Source organism: Leisingera sp. ABM4_101 (genome assembly GCF_056158725.1).
Window position 1 is genome coordinate 82,325 of sequence record NZ_JBSWTV010000003.1, and the last position, 17,270, is coordinate 99,594.

At 64.3% G+C, this 17,270-nt stretch carries 15 protein-coding genes; 7 read left to right on the forward strand and 8 right to left on the reverse strand.

The annotated features are described in order from the left end of the window. Positions 1-13: 13 nt before the first annotated feature. The gene (locus ACXAEK_RS22265; protein WP_475045465.1) at positions 14-910 is read right to left on the reverse strand and encodes a PhnD/SsuA/transferrin family substrate-binding protein; all 897 of its coding nucleotides are present in this window, start codon (positions 908-910) and stop codon (positions 14-16) included. Between the two features lie 408 nt (positions 911-1,318). On the opposite strand from ACXAEK_RS22265, the gene ACXAEK_RS22270 reads away from it, so the two are divergent. The 4 genes from ACXAEK_RS22270 to ACXAEK_RS22285 all read left to right on the forward strand — a co-directional run bounded on the left by ACXAEK_RS22270 (position 1,319) and on the right by ACXAEK_RS22285 (position 6,814). Next, positions 1,319-5,176: a PEP/pyruvate-binding domain-containing protein gene (locus ACXAEK_RS22270; RefSeq protein WP_475045556.1), complete on the forward strand. Its 3,858-nt coding sequence runs from the start codon at positions 1,319-1,321 to the stop codon at positions 5,174-5,176. A 145-nt stretch (positions 5,177-5,321) separates the two neighbouring features. Then, complete coding sequence (locus tag ACXAEK_RS22275; protein ID WP_475045467.1) at positions 5,322-5,558, forward strand: type II toxin-antitoxin system ParD family antitoxin; 237 nt, start codon at positions 5,322-5,324, stop codon at positions 5,556-5,558. Continuing rightward, a complete protein-coding gene (locus ACXAEK_RS22280; RefSeq protein WP_475045469.1) occupies positions 5,551-5,853 on the forward strand; it encodes a type II toxin-antitoxin system RelE/ParE family toxin in 303 nt (100 codons plus the stop codon). Before ACXAEK_RS22275 ends, ACXAEK_RS22280 begins: the two co-directional genes overlap by 8 nt. A gap of 49 nt (positions 5,854-5,902) precedes the next feature. Continuing rightward, the gene (locus tag ACXAEK_RS22285) at positions 5,903-6,814 is read left to right on the forward strand and encodes a MurR/RpiR family transcriptional regulator (protein ID WP_475045471.1); all 912 of its coding nucleotides are present in this window, start codon (positions 5,903-5,905) and stop codon (positions 6,812-6,814) included. Between the two features lie 9 nt (positions 6,815-6,823). On the opposite strand, the gene ACXAEK_RS22290 is transcribed toward ACXAEK_RS22285, so the two are convergent. Both ACXAEK_RS22290 and ACXAEK_RS22295 read right to left on the reverse strand, forming a co-directional pair. After that, the gene (locus tag ACXAEK_RS22290; RefSeq protein WP_475045472.1) at positions 6,824-7,258 is read right to left on the reverse strand and encodes a GFA family protein; all 435 of its coding nucleotides are present in this window, start codon (positions 7,256-7,258) and stop codon (positions 6,824-6,826) included. A gap of 81 nt (positions 7,259-7,339) precedes the next feature. Then, entirely contained in the window at positions 7,340-8,023 is a 684-nt protein-coding gene (locus ACXAEK_RS22295; RefSeq protein WP_475045473.1) for a DnaA N-terminal domain-containing protein, read from the reverse strand. Between the two features lie 553 nt (positions 8,024-8,576). On the opposite strand from ACXAEK_RS22295, the gene ACXAEK_RS22300 reads away from it, so the two are divergent. Together ACXAEK_RS22300 and ACXAEK_RS22305 are read left to right on the forward strand one after the other, a co-directional pair. After that, a complete protein-coding gene (locus ACXAEK_RS22300; protein ID WP_475045475.1) occupies positions 8,577-9,881 on the forward strand; it encodes an AAA family ATPase in 1,305 nt (434 codons plus the stop codon). Beyond that, positions 9,878-10,978: a ParB/RepB/Spo0J family partition protein gene (locus ACXAEK_RS22305; protein WP_475045476.1), complete on the forward strand. Its 1,101-nt coding sequence runs from the start codon at positions 9,878-9,880 to the stop codon at positions 10,976-10,978. The genes ACXAEK_RS22300 and ACXAEK_RS22305 overlap by 4 nt, the downstream gene beginning before the upstream one ends. A 226-nt stretch (positions 10,979-11,204) precedes the next feature. Here ACXAEK_RS22305 and ACXAEK_RS22310 read toward each other — a convergent pair whose 3' ends face one another. Next, positions 11,205-12,245, reverse strand: coding sequence for an OmpA family protein (locus tag ACXAEK_RS22310; RefSeq protein WP_475045477.1), 1,041 nt, complete (start codon positions 12,243-12,245; stop codon positions 11,205-11,207). A 187-nt stretch (positions 12,246-12,432) separates the two neighbouring features. Here ACXAEK_RS22310 and ACXAEK_RS22315 point away from each other — a divergent pair, with 187 nt between their 5' ends. Next, positions 12,433-13,929 carry a caspase family protein gene (locus ACXAEK_RS22315; protein WP_475045478.1) on the forward strand — a complete coding sequence of 499 codons (1,497 nt, stop codon included), beginning with the start codon at positions 12,433-12,435 and terminating at the stop codon, positions 13,927-13,929. Positions 13,930-14,271: 342 nt separating this feature from the next. Here the strand turns inward: ACXAEK_RS22315 and ACXAEK_RS22320 are convergent, their stop codons facing one another. Genes ACXAEK_RS22320 through ACXAEK_RS22335 form a run of 4 tightly spaced genes read right to left on the reverse strand, consistent with a single transcriptional unit; the run spans position 14,272 to position 17,270 of the window. Then, a complete protein-coding gene (locus tag ACXAEK_RS22320; protein WP_475045480.1) occupies positions 14,272-15,816 on the reverse strand; it encodes a hypothetical protein in 1,545 nt (514 codons plus the stop codon). Positions 15,817-15,821: 5 nt separating this feature from the next. Then, positions 15,822-16,229, reverse strand: a complete 408-nt coding sequence (locus ACXAEK_RS22325; protein WP_475045481.1) for an ExbD/TolR family protein — start codon at positions 16,227-16,229, stop codon at positions 15,822-15,824. After that, positions 16,226-16,636, reverse strand: a complete 411-nt coding sequence (locus ACXAEK_RS22330; RefSeq protein WP_475045483.1) for an ExbD/TolR family protein — start codon at positions 16,634-16,636, stop codon at positions 16,226-16,228. The genes ACXAEK_RS22325 and ACXAEK_RS22330 overlap by 4 nt, the downstream gene beginning before the upstream one ends. A 16-nt stretch (positions 16,637-16,652) precedes the next feature. Further along, positions 16,653-17,270, reverse strand: a complete 618-nt coding sequence (locus ACXAEK_RS22335) for a MotA/TolQ/ExbB proton channel family protein (RefSeq protein ID WP_475045485.1) — start codon at positions 17,268-17,270, stop codon at positions 16,653-16,655.

A 17,270-nucleotide genomic window follows, 5' to 3' on the forward strand; every position in this document is an offset into this window, starting at 1 on the left:
CTATTGCGGCACCTTAAAAGGCCAGGCTGCGGTCCATTGCCCGGCGGATAATGTCATAGTCCTGATCGGTACCCAGCAGGAAACCGTTCTTGGAGATCCGGCGCACGATTTCCTCATTCTCCGAGGACAGCATCACCTGGCGCATGGCTTCCAGCACATCCGGCCGCATCCCGGACGCGGCCAGCCACGGTTTGGTGACATTGTCAAAGGAGGCCAGCACCCGGATCGGCACCCCCTTGGCGACCAGCTTCTTAAAGGTGCTTTCCTTCAGCGCGCCTGCGGAATATTTTCCCGCGCCCACCGCTTCACCAACCAGGTCGTGACGGCCAAGATAGTCGAACTGATGCAGATCGGCGCTGCTGATCCCCGCGTCCAGCAGATATTCCTGCGCCAGGTAGCGTCCGATGGTCGACAGCTCATCGCCAAACGCAAAGCTGAGCCCGGCCAGATCCTCGACCGATTGCACATTGCTGTCCTTATGCACGACGATCACACCCTTAAACCGCTTGCCGCCGTTTTTCAATTCCATCGCGACAATCTGTATACCGGGGTTCTCCGTCATCACATGCACGTAGGAGGCCGGCCCGAAACGGGCAAAATCAACCTCGCCTCTGGCCAGCTGCCGGATGCCTTCTCCGTATTCCTTGGCGATCTTGAGCCGGATCGACACAGGCTCTCCCAGCTCCTCGCTCATGCGGCTGGACAGAAAGGACAGAAAGGGCTGGTACTTTTTTACCGTTGCAGTTGGTTTATCGGCTGCATAGGTTCCAAAAACCAGCTCAACCCCCGCCCGCCCGGCGCCGGGCAACAGCAAGGCGAAACAGGCCGCCAGCGCCGCAGCGGGAGCTGCCGCCCGCAGGCGCAACCTGAAAAATTCAACGATACCAACGATCCACACTAACAGGGTCACGGTTCTAGCCTCCTGACTGCTTTCGGCTGGCACGGCAGGCGGGCCGCCACTCTTCGTTACATGGCACATGGTTAAGAATACAATGTTAACGCACCTGCAATTCTCCAAAAAATTTTGCGGTTCTTTTATTCTTCCTCCGCTATATTAACGGTTCAGTAAGATTTTCGTAATCTTTTAGGCAAATTCGCCTCAAATCAGAATACCAGCCCTACTGGCTCAACAGGAACTGCCGTGAAGAACACCTCTTTGCCACTCCGGACCTTGCGGTCCGTCCGCCGCCCGGCACAAATTACTGTGCTGGCTTCGCTTTTTGCGACGCTCCCCATCGCAGCCCTTGCTATTCCCTCACCGGAACTGGTCATCGGATCAGTCTCCTCGCTATCGCAGGTTCTCGCGGTGGGAATTGCCATGATTTCCGGTTTGGGGGCCGTGATTGCGGCAAAACTGGGTTTTTCCCCTAAACCGGGCGGCTCACAACGCCGTTACCCGGTCAAGCTGATCTCCGTCCTCGTTCTTGCAGCCCTGGCGCTGGCCGCTGGTAATTATTGGCAGTATTCCTCGCACGAGCAGGCCGAGCTGGCAAGGCTGCAGGCTACTTTGACCCGGCCGGCGCAGTTTGACGGCACCACCATCAAGGACGCCACGCTCAAGGAAACCAGCTTCTCCAAGCAGGAAAATCATCCGCTGGCGATGAGCACCACCGACGCCGCCGCCGCGCTGGGGGACGGATCCACCCTGTTCTATGACATCCGCGAGACCGGCGAGAACGCCATGGGCACCCTGCCCGGCGCCACCCATATCCGGTTCCCGGACTTCCTGCAGACCCGCCCGGTGCAGCCCGGCCAGAAGGTCGTGCTGTTCTGCCACAACGGCAACCGCTCCTCTGAAACCTGCGCCAAGCTGGCGGCGATGGGTATCGACTGCAGCTTCATTGCCGGCGGCATCGAGAAATGGATCGTCGAGGGGCGCGACTTCTCCGACAAGGACGTCAAAACCCTCTCCGACCTGCGCGCCATCCCCGAGTACCCGGGCAAGGACGTGCTGCTCAGCACCGATGATTTCACCAGCCTGCTGACCACCGAGGACCTGCAGATCGTCGACACCCGCTACCCGGGCGACTTTGAGACCGGCCACCTGCCCGGCGCCGTCAACATCCCGATCCGCAAGATGACCACCGCCGACCTGATGGACCGCATCGCGCAGCTGGATCCCAATAAACCCACCATCGCCGCCTGCTATGACCGCCGCAGCTGCTTCATGAGCCAGGTGCTGGGGCTGGAATTGTCTCAAAAGGGCATCGACTTCCGCGGCCGCTACACCCTGCCGTGGGAATACTTCGTGGCACCGCCTCCGAAGCCGCATGTGCAGGCCTGGCTGGCCGACCAGCAAGGCGGCCTCTGGGGCAAGGCAATCTCGGCCCTGGCCGCCGCGCTGCTGTGGGTGCATGAGCGCAGCCATATCCTGCTGGGCCTGCTGGCACTGTCGATCCTGACCCGCATCCTGGTGCTGCCGGTTGCCCTGAAATCCGAGCGCGATCAGATCATCACCGCCGAGACCGCGGATGAAATGAAGGCGCTGAAGGCCAAGCTTGCCGATGACCCGGTGCGCAAGGCACGCGCGGTGCAGGCGTTCTACGCCGACAAGAGCCTGACGCCGATGAAGAACCTCACCGCACTGCTGTTCCTGCCGGTGATGATGCTGGGCGTCTCTGCTGCGCAAGAGGCCAGCGCCGCCCTGCAAACCCCGTTCCTGTGGATGGCCGACCTCGGCGCGCCCGATCCGCTGTTCCTCATGCCGGTGCTGTTCTGTGCGCTGGCTGCCGTTTACCTGCTGTGGGCCGTCGCCAAGACCAAGCGCCAGAAACAGCTGTGGATGCTGCTCGGCATGCCTGCGTTGTTTGCCATGGTGTTCAGCCTGACTGCCGCGGCCAATGCCTATCTTTGCTTCAGCCTGACCCTGCTGCTGGTGCAGCGCGCCTATGTGACCGGCATGCACAAGAAACTGGGCGAGGCCCTGTCGCTGCGCGCCCACAAGCGCCGCCTCGCTAAGCTGCCGCGCGGCGTGATCCCGATGGGCTACACCGAGGAGCTGGAGCACGCCGGCAACAAGGCCCTGCGCCTGTCAATTCTGCGCAACGCAGGCCTGCCGGTGCCGGGCGGCGTGATCGTGCGCTCCGATGCAATCCACGACTACCGTGAAATGCCCGATGCCAAGAAAGATGCATTTGCGGCACAGGTCTTTGGCCTTGCAGGGGGCAAGCCGGTCGCCGTGCGCTCCTCCGCCAGCAATGAGGACGGCCACGACCAAAGCTTTGCCGGCGTCTTTGAATCGGTGCTCGACGTGACCGCAGAGACCATGCGCGCCGCATTGGACGAAGTTGTGACCAGCTTCTCGTCTGAGCGCGCTGCCAGCTATTCCGGCGAGGGCGACAGCACCGATCAGGGCAACATCGTGGTGCAGGAAATGGTGCAGGCGGAATACGCCGGCGTGCTCTTCACCCAGGACCCGATGGCCCCCGGCATGGCGATGATCGAATGGGTCGAAGGCTGCGGCGAGGACCTGGTGTCCGGCCGCGTCACCCCGACCTCTTTGCGCTTTGGCCGTTACACCGGCCTGCCGGCGGATGCCGATCAGGACCAGACGCTGGACATGGCGCCGCTGCTGGCCCTTGGCAAGCAGATCGAGGACACCTTCGGCTGCCCGCAGGACGTCGAATGGGCCTATGCCAACGGCCAATTCCAGATCGTCCAGAGCCGCGACATCACCACGCTGTCCTTGGGCACCGAGCAGGAGCAGACCCGTCTGGCCGAATGGCGCGGCCTGCTGAACCGCTATGCGGATGCAGACCCGGATCAGACCATCCTGGAACAGGACGAGATGTCCGAAGTCCTGCCCCGCCCCACCCCGCTCTCCTTCTCGCTGATGAGCGAGCTGTGGGCGCCCGGCGGCAGTGTTGACTTGGCCTGCCGCGAGCTGGGTGTGCCCTACGGCCTGCCCGAGGGCCGCGACGGCCACCTCGTCAACCTGTTCGGCAAAACCTACGTCGACGTGGCGCTGAAACAGGGCATGACCCTGAAACTCAGCGCCGCCAAAGCCAAGCAGCTGCGCAAGCAGGCGCATCCGATGATCACCCGCTTCCGGTCTGAGGTGATGCCGGAACTGCGCGACAAGCTGGCGATCTGGCAGGCCGTGGATTACACTGCCCTGCCCCAAGACAAGCTCTTGGAGGCAATCTCCACCCTCAAGGACATGTTCATCCGCGAGGTCTATCTGGAGGCCGAGAAGATCAACATCCTGGCAGGCTTCACCATGGGTGAGGCAGGTTCCGCCGCCGCGGGCGACCCGGCCCTGCGGGCGCATCTGATGCACGCTGAGCTGCCCAATGCGCCCTCAAGCCTGATCGCCTCCTGCACCGGCAAGGACGCCCAGGCGCGTGCCATGCAGCTGATGGGCCACCGCTCGATCTTCGACTACGAGCTCTCCTCGCCCCGCTATGCCGAGGCGCCGGCGCTGCTGCACTCGCTGCTGGGCAGCTCGGTGGAGCCGATCGGCGCGGTGCCGGTCCCGGCCAACCTGCCGGATGAGTTAGACGATACCATCGGCATCGCTATCGCCTACCAGGACCTCAAGGAGCAGGCCAAGCACGAGGCCCTGCGCGTTGTCGCCGAACTGCGCCGTGCCCTCTTGGCCCTGGGCCACGTCAGCGGGCTGGCGGACTTGGTGTTCAACCTGACCTTTGACGAGGTCTTGAACGGCAGCTGGTCCGCCCCGGACGCGCTGCGCGGCCTCGCCGAAGCCCGCGCCGAAAAGGAGAACCTGCGCAAGAAGTCCGCACCTACTGAGGTTTCACTGACCCTGCACGGCTGCGAACTCCTGTCGCTCGGCGCCCAGGCCAATGCGGAGGGCGGCGCCTTGGGCGGCACCTGCGTCGCGGGCAGCGGCAGCGCCACCGCAAGGGTGTTCTGGATGGAGGACGACAGCTGCATCGACCCGGCGGCCTTCGCAGACTTCCAGGACGGTGACATCCTGGTCTGCCGCATGGTCAACCCGGCCTGGCTGCCGTGGGTCCAGCGCTCCGGCGCGGTCCTTTCCGAAGTCGGCGGCTGGCTCAGCCACATGGCCATCGTCGCGCGCGAAAAAGACGTGCTGATGCTGGTCGCCTGCAAGGGCCTCGACAGTCTCAGCCATGGCGAGCAGGTGACCGTCAGCGAAGACGGCACCATCCAGCCGCTGGAGGAAAAGGGCCTCAAGGCGGTTTCCGCCTGATCTCGGCAGAAACAAAAGCAAAAGCCCCCGCTGTCTGATGGCTCGGGGGCTTTTTTGACCTTATTGCCCGGCCACAGGCCGGGCAGCGCCTCTTGCACTTATGGCAAAGATTGCCATATTCTGTCCCAACGAAAGGAACCCGCCCATGGCCACCATGAACGTATCCTTGCCGGAACAGATGAAAACCTGGGTCGAGGAAAAGGCCCGCAGCGGCACCTATGCCAATTCCAGCGACTACGTCCGCGATCTGATCCGCCGCGACCAGGCCCGCACAACTGCCATTGCCGAACTGCAATCCGCCATCGACGCAGGCCTCGCCAGCGGCCCGGCTGAGGCGCTGACCGCCGAAGGTTTCAAGGCCGCCATGCGCCGTAATGGCTGAGGAACGCTGGCGGATCCGCCCCGCTGCCCAGGCTGATCTTGCTGCCATCTGGCGCTATGGCCTGGAAACTTGGGGCGAAACACAAGCCGACGCCTATGCCGACAGCCTGTTTGCCCTCTTCGACCTTTTGGCGGACTTCCCCGAAATGGCCCGCGAGCGGGTGGAATTCACGCCCCCGGTCCGCATCCACCCCACCGGCGCGCATCTGGTGATCTATCGCCTGGAGCAAAACCGCCCCGAAATCATCCGCATCCTGCACGCCCGCCAGGACCTGATGGCGTTCCTCATGGAGTAACATCCGTTTCAATCTTGCCATTTTCCGTACATCTGCTCTGATGCGGCGCATGGACCCGCATCTCGATCCCAGAAAAACCGCCCGGCTGATCCAGCATCTGAAGGACCACATGGACAGCCTCCCACCCAAGCTCAAGGCAGCGGCGAAATACGTGATCGACAACCCCGGCGACTTCGGCCTCGACACCGTGCGGACCTCGGCCGGGAAAACCGGCATCAGCGCCAACGGCTTTGTCCGCCTCGCCCAGCATCTGGGCTATGACACGTTCGAAGCCTTCCGCGCCCCGTTCCGCGCCGCCCTCACCACCACGCATGAGGCAGATCTCGGGCAGGACTGGCTGGACCGGATGCAGGACGAAGGCCCGGCAGGCAAGCTGCAGGCGGCCGCGGCGCGCAACCAATTGAACATCACCTCGCGCTCCCTGCGGCTAATGACGGCAGAGCGCACCCAGGCCATCGTGGACACGCTCACCGCCGCCCGCCGCAGCTATGTCACTGCCACCCGCTCATCCTATGCGCTGGCCTATTACTTTCACTACGTCGGCCGTATGGCCCTGCCAAGGCTCGAGCTGGTCCCCCGCCACATGGGCGCCGCCTTGGATGATCTTTTAGAAATAGGCTCCGAGGACTGCCTGATTGCCTTCACCTTCTCCCCCTACTCCGCCGGCACCATCCAGGCGCTGCGGCTGGCGGCTGAGCGCGGCGCATCGGTGATCCTGATCTCCGACAGCGAAGTGATCGCCCCCGGCATCCGCACCGACCACGTGCTGGCAGTCGCCGCAAACTCGCTGCACCCCTTCGGCGCCGTTGGCGGCGCAATGGCGGTGCTGGAATGCTTGCTCACCCATCTGATCGAGGCCGGCGGCGAGGAGGCCCGGCGCCGGATCAAATCCTATGACGCCCTGCGCCAGGACAGCGGCGCCTATTGGAGCGGTCCGAAACTGCCGCGGGTGGGGGGCTGATCCCAATGCTCAGACGTCGCCGTCAATAAACGGGTTCTGCGCCTCCCATTCGTCCCGGGTGGCCCGCTTGTGACCGCCCTCCAGCCGCACCGATGCCATCGCCCGGTCGGCATAGATCTCCGATTTCAGCGGCCAGGCCAGCGCAGCATCAAACAGCCCCGGCATCAGGTCAAAAGGGCTGCCCTCCTCATCCACGTCCCGCATCCACAGATGCGATCCGCAGGTGCTGCAAAACGCCCGCTCCGCAAAGGCTGAGGAATGGTAGCGCGTGACCGGCCCGTCAACCGTCACTGCCTCCGCATCAGCCTCGAAACACAAGAACAGCCCGCCGTTCCAGCGCTGGCACATGCGGCAATGGCAGGCACCCAGGTGCGGATCATGCGCGCCCTCAACACGGATCTTCACCGCGCCGCACAGGCAGCGGCCCTCCAAAACGTCACTCATCATGGGACCTCCTTACGGGTCCGGCACAGGATACAGCAATTTACACCCGAACAGAAACCTCCGCCGGGTTCCGATCCGGCCTCAGGCCTCCACCAAAATTGCAGAGACCTCCCCATCCACATCCCGGCAGGCTGCCAGCAGCCGCGGCATAAGATGCGACATTACGTAATTCGCATGGAACCGGCTCGGCGCCTTCAGCATCAGCCGCCCCCCTGCCCTGCCCACGCGCTCCAACCCCTGTATCCAGGACGCGTAATTCGCGGGGTCTTCTGCATGCAGCACCGCCTTCGCCAGGCTCCACTCCTGGCCGTCCGACACATCCGGCGCAGGCGGAGCCGCGCCGGGGCGCAGCGGCACCACGTTCGGCGCAAACTCATCCGCGCCTTGCATCCGGTGCTCAAAGTCCGGCCCAACCGCGCCCCAACGCTCTTGGGTATCCGCCAGAAGCCGCTCCAGGTCGATGCCATATTCCGTCACCCGCCCGCGCGCACCCTGGCGTTTCACCACCAGCCAGCCCCAGCCGCGCAGCTTTGCCATCTCGCGCTTCACCGTGCGCTCATCCACACCCCACAACCGGGCGATCTCCCGCTGACCCACAGCCAGCTCGTCGCGCTGCCAGTTGTAGCGTGCGGTCATCAATGTCATGAACCGCAGAACCAGCTTCTGCGCCCCCTTGCCCTGGCCAAGCGCATAAGCGCCCATCGCCGTGAGGATGTCGTATTTCAGCGCAGAGGCGTTGCGCCCCGCAGGCCGTTTGGCAAGCATTGCTGCCCCCGTTTCTCCCTCCCTGCCCTCCTGGGCCGGGATATGCTGCCTCAAGTGCTCTCAGCTTGTTTGCTGAGAATTGCGTTGGCCGGTTTTGCCCTGAACTCAACGCTATTCGTTTGTTGTACCTGATTTGCGTCCGGAAATCCGATTCTGTCAAGCGCCGGCGGGAATTGAATTCAGCCCCAATCCCTTTTTCGAAAGAAAAATTGGTATCTATGGTATTGGGTGACACCCAGGATGTCCCCTATTGGCACAAAAATGTCCCCCAATCTGCGGTATCCTTGCCCGGGGTGTCCCCCTAAATCTGGCCTCTGAACACCAGAAAAACCCAATGAAACGAATTGTTTGGCGCTAGCCTTCCGAATCGCCCCTGCCCTTATTTCACTGGGCCTTTTGCAAATGTGTCCCCGCGGGGACAGGACGCTCTTCCAAACCATATTTGCTTTTGCGTTTTTTGCAAATTCGGCGTAAATGGATATTGAGGCTGAATTAGCGTCCTGAAGAAATGGACGCTGTCAAAAACAACACCGTGTGAGGCTAAGGAGCAGCGATGTTTACGCACGAAGACCTGTCCAAGATGCAGGCCCAATCCTTGAAGATGCAAAGCTGGATCCGCCAGCAGACCTTCTCCCCCGAAATGGAAAAAACCCTGCGCCGGTTCTCCTCCTGGGAAGTGGCGGAGCTGATCTTCCGCGTCAACCAGTCGACCCTGCGGGGACGGCTGTCGGCGGATCCCTCCCTGCCCCAGGGCCATGTCGAGGAAGACGGCCGCCAGCGCTGGTATTCGCTGGAGGAAATCAACGAGCTGCGCCGCCGCATCAAGATCAACCGCAAATCCCTGCTGCCCAAGCGTCCCGCGGGGAAGCGGGCGCTGCGGGTTGCGATCTCCAACTTCAAAGGGGGTGCGGGCAAATCCACCGTGGCGCTGCATTTCGCCCATGCAGCAGCGCTGGACGGCTACCGGGTGCTCTGCGTCGACTTCGACCCGCAGGCGACGCTCTCGCATTCCATGGGCCTCAGCGACGTCACCGAGGATTACACCGTCTGGGGCATCATGGCTCGCGATCTGGTGCGCGAGACCGAGCGGATGAACGCGTCCCTGCAGGGGGCCGAGTCCGGCACCGCCCTGCCCCAGCGCCAGCTGCCCGACGCGATCACCGGCATGGGGCTTCAGGATCTGCGGGTCAGCGACTTTGTGAAACCCACCAGCTGGCCTACCATCGACATCATCCCCTCCTGCGCCAATGCCGCGTTCGTGGAATTTGCCTCCGCCCAGTACCGCCACCTGAACCCGGAGTGGTCTTTCTTTGCCGCCGTCTCCCGCTACCTCGACCAATTGCCGGCCGAAGACTACGACATGATGATCTTCGACTGCCCGCCCGCCATCGGCTACCAGTCGATGAACGCGGTGTTTGCCGCCGACATGCTCTATATTCCCTCCGGCCCCGGCTATTGGGAATATGACTCCACCACTTCCTTCATCGGCCAGCTGTCTGAGGCGCTCGAAGATCTGTCAGCCTTTAACGGCGTTGTCCCCGCGGGGACATTTGCCCTGCCCAAGGTTTTCCAGGACGTTCGCTTCCTGCTGACCCGTTACGAAAGCGGTAACGATTTGCACCGTGCGATGCGTTCGGCATTTATGAAGGTGTTTGAGGGTAGAATGACCGAACACCCGATTGAGATGACCCGCGCAGTCGAACAGTCGGGCCGGTTCCTAAGTTCCATTTATGAAATCGACTACCGGGATATGACCCGCGAGACCTGGCGACGCGCCCGCGCGTCGTTCGATCAGGCCTATGACGAATTCAGGTCCTACGCGTTGGAAGCCTGGGAGAAACTGGAGGATGAGGCATGAGCAAGAGACGCGTTTTCGATATCGACTTCACCCCTGACACCGCAACTGTCCCCGCGGGGACAGCCCCGGAAAAGCCAGCAGAGCAAACTGCGGTATCCCGCCGCGGGCCGATGGCCACCGCGATCTCTGAGAACGCCGATGCGTTGCGGACCCGTGCCGAGGCCGAAGAGAAGATCCGCGCCGAGAACGACCGGCTGGCACATGAATTCGTGCGGCTGAAGAAGCTGGGCCTGATGGTTGACCGGATCCCGATCGGCCGGATTGGCGCGACCAGGCTGATCCGCGACCGCCGCGAGGGGCGCGACCCGGACCTGGACGAGCTGAAGGCTTCGATCAAGTCCATCGGCCTGTCGAACCCGATCCGGGTCGAGGAAAACGAGGACGGCACCTATGAGCTGATCCAGGGCTACCGCCGGCTGCGCGCCTATGTGGAGCTGCTGCGGGAAACGGAAGATGAGGCCTATGATCACATTCCCGCGGGGCTGGTGGCCAAAGGTGACACGCTGCAAAACCTCTACCGCCGGATGGTGGACGAAAACCTGGTGCGCCGCGACATTTCCTTTGCCGAGATGGCCCAGCTGGCGCTGCGCTATGCGGAGGATGAGGTGACCCGGGCGAAGAGCCTGGAGGAGGCGGTCAATGACCTTTATGCCTCCGCGGGCCGTCAGAAGAAGATCTACATCCGCCATTTTGCTCAGCTGCTGGCGATGGTGGGAGATCTGCTGAAATACCCTGAGGCGATCCCGCGGGCGCTGGGACTGGAGCTGCGCAAACGGCTGGATGCTGACTCGGCCAACGTCCAGGACTTGCGCGATGCCCTGTCACGGGGGCGGCCGGAGACCGAGGAGGCGGAACTGAACGTGCTGCGCGGCTTTCTCGACGGCAAGCGAAAACCCGTCTCCCGCGCCGCCGCCGCGCCGCGTCCGGGGGTTGCCAAGACGACTTTGCGCTGCACTGTCCCCGCGGGGACAGTGCGGTGCCAGGCGCGCGACGGCAAGATCGAGATGGCGATGGAGCGCGACTTTTCCGAGATCGACCGGCACAAGCTGGAGGGGGCCATCGCCGCTTTCTTTGCGGCGCTGGAGGATGACAGCTGACTTTGTCCCCGCGGGGACAGTCAGATACCTGCACAACGGCCCGGCAGAGATGCCGGGCCTTTTTGTCTCTAAACTGCTTGTTTGGGCCGGCTACTTGCTGCTGTCCCCGCGGGGACAACAGCTGAAAACAGCTGCGGGATGCAGCGCGCCAGCAAAAGAAAAGACCCGGCTTGGGTGCCGGGCCGTTGTGGAGTTACCTGTTTGTCCCCGCGGGGACAGCGGCGGTTCAGTTCAGAACCTTGAATTCGATCCGCCGGTTCCTGGCCCGGTTCGCCACCGTGTCATTTGGCACCAGCGGCGTGGTTTCGCCATAGCCCACAGCAACCAGCCGTTCGGACGGAATTCCCATTTTCTGCAGGTATTGGTTCACCGCCGCGGCGCGTTTCTCGCTCAGCGCCATGTTCCAGGCGGCCTTGCCCTGGCTGTCGGTGTGGCCGCCGACCTCAACCACCATGCCGGGGCAGCGGCGTATGATATCCGACAGGCTGTTCAGGAAGCCGCGGGAGTTTGCATCAAGACGGGCCGTGGAAGGGGCGAAGTTCACGCTGCGGCCTTGCGACAGGATTTCGAACCTCCCGGTGCAGGCCTCCCGGCTGAAATCGCCGCTGGCCTCAAGCGCTGTGGCGGCGCCGGAAGCGGTTGTCCCCGCGGGGACAGCGGAGGTGCTGCTGCCGCCCCGCTCAAACATCAAGTCCATGCTGACCAGGCCCACAGGGGTGATGGTGACGCCTGCCGCTTCCTCCAGCTTTTCGCGGCCGGCATTCAATGCAAAGTCCTCGAGTTTCAGGATCACCGGCTGGACAGTGGCGACAGCCACGCGGTTTTCACTCAGCAATGTCACCGCTACCGGAATGGTCAGTCCGGCCTCAACCCCATGCAAAGACAGGGTAACGGGCAGGTCGATCTGTTTGCGCTGCACCGTCGCGAGATCGGTGAGCTGCGCCGGATTGATCTGGGCGGAGATCACGGCCTCAGGATAGGTGAAGGTTTCAAAGAACAGGAAGCGCATGCGCACGTTGCGCAGGTCGATGGAGGTGTCGACAGAGTCCAGCGCGATGTGGATTTTCGCCTCGCCCGCCTCGGAGATGCCGCCGGAGAACGCGGCAAACCGGCTCGATTCCGCAATGCTGCCCTTTTTGATTGATATGAAGCGGATGGCGGAGGATTCGGGCGTCAGCTGCCAGCCGCCCTCAAACGGGCCCGTGGCCAGCGCGGGGCGGGAAAGTAAAATTAAAATAGTGAAAAAACAAAGAGTTAAACGCAACATGTGCAATCCATTCAAGGGGCTAGGGATGACGGTTTTGCCTGCCGGCAGCGATAAGGGGCGATGCGCCAAGACTAACAGCAGACTTGCCGCAGGGTGCAAGGGGCGCGATAAATTCGTAACGAAATACCCTTAAGAATTGGGAGGCCGCCGTGTGAAATTCAGCCATGGCGGGAATTGGAGCAGATGCGTGCATAACATATTCAACAGGATCCGGTTGCTGATCGTGGCGCTTGCAGCCTTGGGCTGGGGCGGCACGGTACAGGCGGAAGAGCGTCTGGCGCTGGTGATCGGCAATTCCGCATATGGCGCAGTGGCGCCGCTGGACAACCCGGTGCGCGATGCCCGGCTGATGGCTGAAACCCTGGAAGGGCTGGGATTTGACGTGACGCTGGCGGCGGACGCCAAGCAGATCGAGATGAAGCGCGCCATTGCCCAGTTCGGCCGCAAGCTGCGCAGCGCCGGCGAGGACGCCACCGGGCTGTTCTACTATGCCGGCCACGGGGTGCAGAGCTTTGGAAGCAATTACCTCTTGCCAGTCGACGTGGCGCTGGCGGATGCGGCGGACCTGGACCTGATGGCAGTTGAGGCGCAGTCGGTGCTGCGGCAGATGGCGTCCGCCCGCAACCGCACCAACATCGTGATCCTGGACGCCTGCCGCAACAACCCGTTCGAGGCGGTGGCGGACCTGAATGAAAGCGGCCTGGCGGAGATGAAGGCGCCGACCGGCACTTTCCTGGCTTATGCAACCGCTCCGGGCGAGGTGGCGCTGGACGGGGAGGGGGCAAACAGCCCGTTCACCGCGGCGCTGGCACGTGAGATCCTGGTGCCGGGGGCGCCGGTGGAGCAGGTGCTCAAACAGGTGCGCCGGGCGGTTCTGGACCAGAGCGGCGGCGGCCAGACCCCTTGGGACACGTCCTCGCTGGTGAGTGATTTTACCTTTGCGGAGGCCGCGCCAGAGCCTGTGCTGACCGCTGCCGAGATGGAAGAAGCGCAGATCTGGGCCTCAGTCAAAGCGTCGCGGGATGCGATGCAGATCATGCTGTTTCTGCGCGGTTATGGCGGCGGTAAATACGCGGATGCGGCGCGGGCGCTGCTGGCGGAGCTGATGGAAGAGGAACTGCATGGCGGCACCGGTGCGGCGGTTGCGGCGGCGCCGGCCGGGGCTGCGCAGGATGCGGAAACCGCGATGTTCCAGGCGGCGCAGAGCGATGGCAGCAAGGCCGCATATGAGGCCTATCTGATGGCCTATCCGGAGGGAAAATTTGCGGAAATGGCCGCGGCGGAGGCCGCGGCAAAGGCTGCCGGCGCCTCGCAGGACCCAATGGCAGGATCAGAAGCCCCGGCGGCCGCCCCGGAGCCTGCACCAGAGCCGGCCATGCTGGCGGAGGCGGGTCCAATCACCTATGCCAGCCCGCTGCCCGGCGGAGCGGAAGAAATTGCCGGGTTGACGCTGGCCGAAGCGGTGAAACGCTCACCGGCCTTTCCGCCGGTCGAGGGGTTGCCGGAAAGCTATTGGAAGGACCAGTCCTGCAGCGCCTGCCATCAATGGACGCGGGAGCGGCTGTGCACGCAGGGCAATACCTATCTGAGCCTCAATATGCAGCGCTCGCTGGGCAAACAGCATCCCTTCGGCGGCGAGCTGAAACAGGCGCTGAAAAGCTGGGCCGCGGGGGGCTGCCAGTAGGCTTACTGGTGTTGATCCGGCAGGGCAGGAGGGCTCCCGCCCGTGCAGGCGCATTTGAAAATACACCCTACCGGTTGGGCGCGGCGCTGTGCTGTGCACAGCGCGGGGGCGTTTCGAGAAGCTGACAGACCGCCGGGTGGCAAGTTGATTTCCATTTGCTGAGAAGCGCTTAAGTGCAAGTTTGCCCTTAAGGCGCCGCTCCGAAAGTGATCCGCCTTGTTCCGCGTCAAGGGGGAACCGCGCGTGCCGGGCGGCTGCTGGCGCAGCCCTTGACCCGGAAAAAGGCGGGTGGTGTCGGCCGCGGGCCTGCGGGCGCGGGAGCGCTGCCGTTGAGATGTGCGGTCAGGGGGCATGGGTGGTGATCAGGAAATAGACCCATTCACCCTTGAAATCCGCATGCTGGGCGCGGGCAGCGGCCACTTGGCTGCGCAGGAAGTTCAGATAAGGTGCGGCGGGTTCGCTGAGCGGGCGGGTGCTTTCGTAAAGCGGGTGCGAGGCGGCAAAGGCGACCGCGATCTCCTGGCCGTAGGGCGGCGCGACGGTGATTTGCAGGCCGGGGTCTCCGGCCGTTTTGGCGCCGACGCGCAGGGCGCTTTTGGGGGCGGCCTCAACCAGGGGCACCAGTTCATTCGGAGAGAGGTGCAGCACCGCGCCGCCGGCGTCGAAATAGTCCACATAGACAAAAGCCGGGTAGTCCGGCGCGGTGAGGTCGAAGAACAGCCGCTCGCCGCCGGAATAGCCGAGCACGCGGGCATGGGCGTCATCGCCGACCAGCAGCGGATTGGTGATCTGGTCGGTGCTTTGCGGGAGGCCGACGCCTGAGATCCCAGCCAGCGCGCCGCATTGCGGGCGGGGCAGCAGGCGCATTTCATCCGAGACGGTGATATCGGCGCCCATCTGGGCCTGCAGGGCAGCAAGGACGGGGGCGCGCAAGCCGTCTTCGGGCAGGTGGCCGCGCACCTCAAGCGTGGCGGTTTCTGGCACAAAGGCGACCTGCAGGCGCGAGCAGGGGACGGCGGCGAGGATGCCGGAGACGCCGTCGCGCAGGGGGTCGCCCTGTGCCGCAGCATCGCCAGGCTGCATGAAGCTTTGGAAGGCGGCCAGTGAGACCGGGTCGATGTCGCCGGAGCCGCCCTGGAACGCCAGTGCCGCCTTGATGCGGGGGGCGTCAGGAATGGCGGCCGGCGTTTGCTGCGGATTGGGCTCGGCGCCGGGCAGGGGGGCGGTTTCGGGTTGTGCCTCCGGGCTGGGCTGGGTGCTGGGCGGAGTTTGCGGCAGGGCGGCCGGGTCCGGTGCGGCGGCAGAGGCCGGGACCAGCGGCGCATCGGTACCGGGAAGCGGGAGGGCGGTGTCCTGGGCAGCATCCAGCGGCACAGGGGCGGGAACGGCGGCTTCGGCAGGCTGATAAACGGCGATGGCGGCTGATACAGGCGCTGGCTGCACCGCGGCGGCGCTGGCTTGCTGGAGGTTTGGCTGCGCGCTGGCCAGACTGGTGGAAGGCGCGCTGGCGCTGGCCAGCTGGGCGGATTGAGCCTGTGCAAGCGCTGCGGCCGGCGGCTGTGCAGCGGCAGGAGCAAGGCGGGCTGCTTGCGGCGCGGCAGAGGATACGCGGTCTGGGGCTGGCGTCTGGGGTTTGGCAGCCGATTGCGGGACGGCGCCGGCGTTGAGGCCCTGGGTTTGCGCTTCGCTTTCAGTGGCTTGTTCCCCTTCGGCGGCCAACGGCACGGCGTCGGAACGGGGAATGCGGTGGGCCTGGAGGTTGAGGCTGCTTTCCGGGTTCGGCTGCTGCGGCACCGGGTCCGGCACCAGCGATATGAGCAGCGCGGCGGCGCCTGCGGCGTGCACTAGGGCCGAGGCTGTCAGCCCCAGCGCCCATATGGCGGGCATGCGGCTCACCCTTCGGTTTCCGGGGTGACCACCAGCACCACGTCCTTGAACCCCAGCGCTTCACCTGTCGCGACCAGCGGCAGCACCCGGCGCAGTTCCGCGGCGCGATGGGCGTTGATGCGCAGGCGCAAGCCAGGGTCATCTGCCAGCAGGGCTGCAAGGGCAGGGGAAAGACCCTCGCGGCTGATTTCCGTGCCGTCCAGCGCCAGTGCGCCTTGCGCGGAGACGGCCAAGGTGATGCCGCCCGCTGGCATGTCGCGGCCGGTGACGGCGGTGGCAGGGCGGATGTCAAACGGGGCGGTGGCGTCCATGCGGCCGATCAGCATGAAGAAGACCAGCAGGAAAAACACCACGTCGATCAGCGCGATGATGGTTTCCGAATGCGGGTTGCGGGCGGGGCGGCTGAGCTTCATCGGCTTGCCTCCAGCCGCAGGACGCGCAGGCGGGTGACGCCGGCCAGGGCGGCCACGTCCATCACCGTGATCAGCGCCTGGGTCTGGGCAGCGCCGGAGGGCAGGATCACCACTTGGGTCTGGGGTTCATCGGTGATGGCGGCAGAGAGGGCGCGGCGCAAGGCGTCTTCGTCGAGCGCGGCGCCGCGCAGCACCGGCACGCCGTCGGCGCCAAGGCGGATCATCAGCGTGCCGGCCGGGGCCTGGGGGCTGCCTGCGGTGCCTTCGGAGGGTTTTACCGCCGGGATCATGTCGAGGTTCAGATAGGTGGAGGTCACCATGAAGAACACCAAGAGGATCAGCATGACGTCGATCATCGGCACCAGCGAGATCAGGGCGCGGGGGCGGGCTGGGCGGTTGAGGGTCATGGCCGGTTTCTCCGTGTCAGCGCGACCCGTCGATCAGCAGCAGGCGGCCGGCGGCGCTTTCGATGGCTTGGGCCGCGGCGTCGATGCGGGCGGCGAACAGGCCTGCGGCGACGGCGGCGGGGATGGCGACCAAGAGGCCCGCGGCGGTGGTCAGCAGGGCCTGCCAGATGCCACCGGCCAGGACCGAGGCATTGGCGGCGCCCTGGGCCAGTTCCAGCTCCTGGAAGGATTGGATCATGCCGAGCACGGTGCCAAGCAGGCCCAGGAGCGGCGAGACCATGGCGATGAGTTCAAGCAGGCGGATGAGGGCGTTCATGCGGCTCACCTCCTCATTGCCGCGGCGTTGCAGCTCATCCTGCAAGAGGGGGCCGCGCAGGCCCTCCTGCAGCGCCTGCATGGCATAAGCCATCACACGGTCGGCGGGGGATTTGCCGCCCGCGATGCTGTCCTGCGCCTGTTTGCGGTCGCCGTCCTTCCACAGGGTCAGGGCCTGCTCGCGGGCGCCGCTGCCGGAGCGCACCGGCCAGAGCTGGATCAGTTTGACGGCAATCACGGTGAGCGAGAGCAAGGACATCAGCGCCAGAAGCGCAATCACCGGGCCGCCGGTGCCGAGGATTTCCCAAGTGCCGGCCAT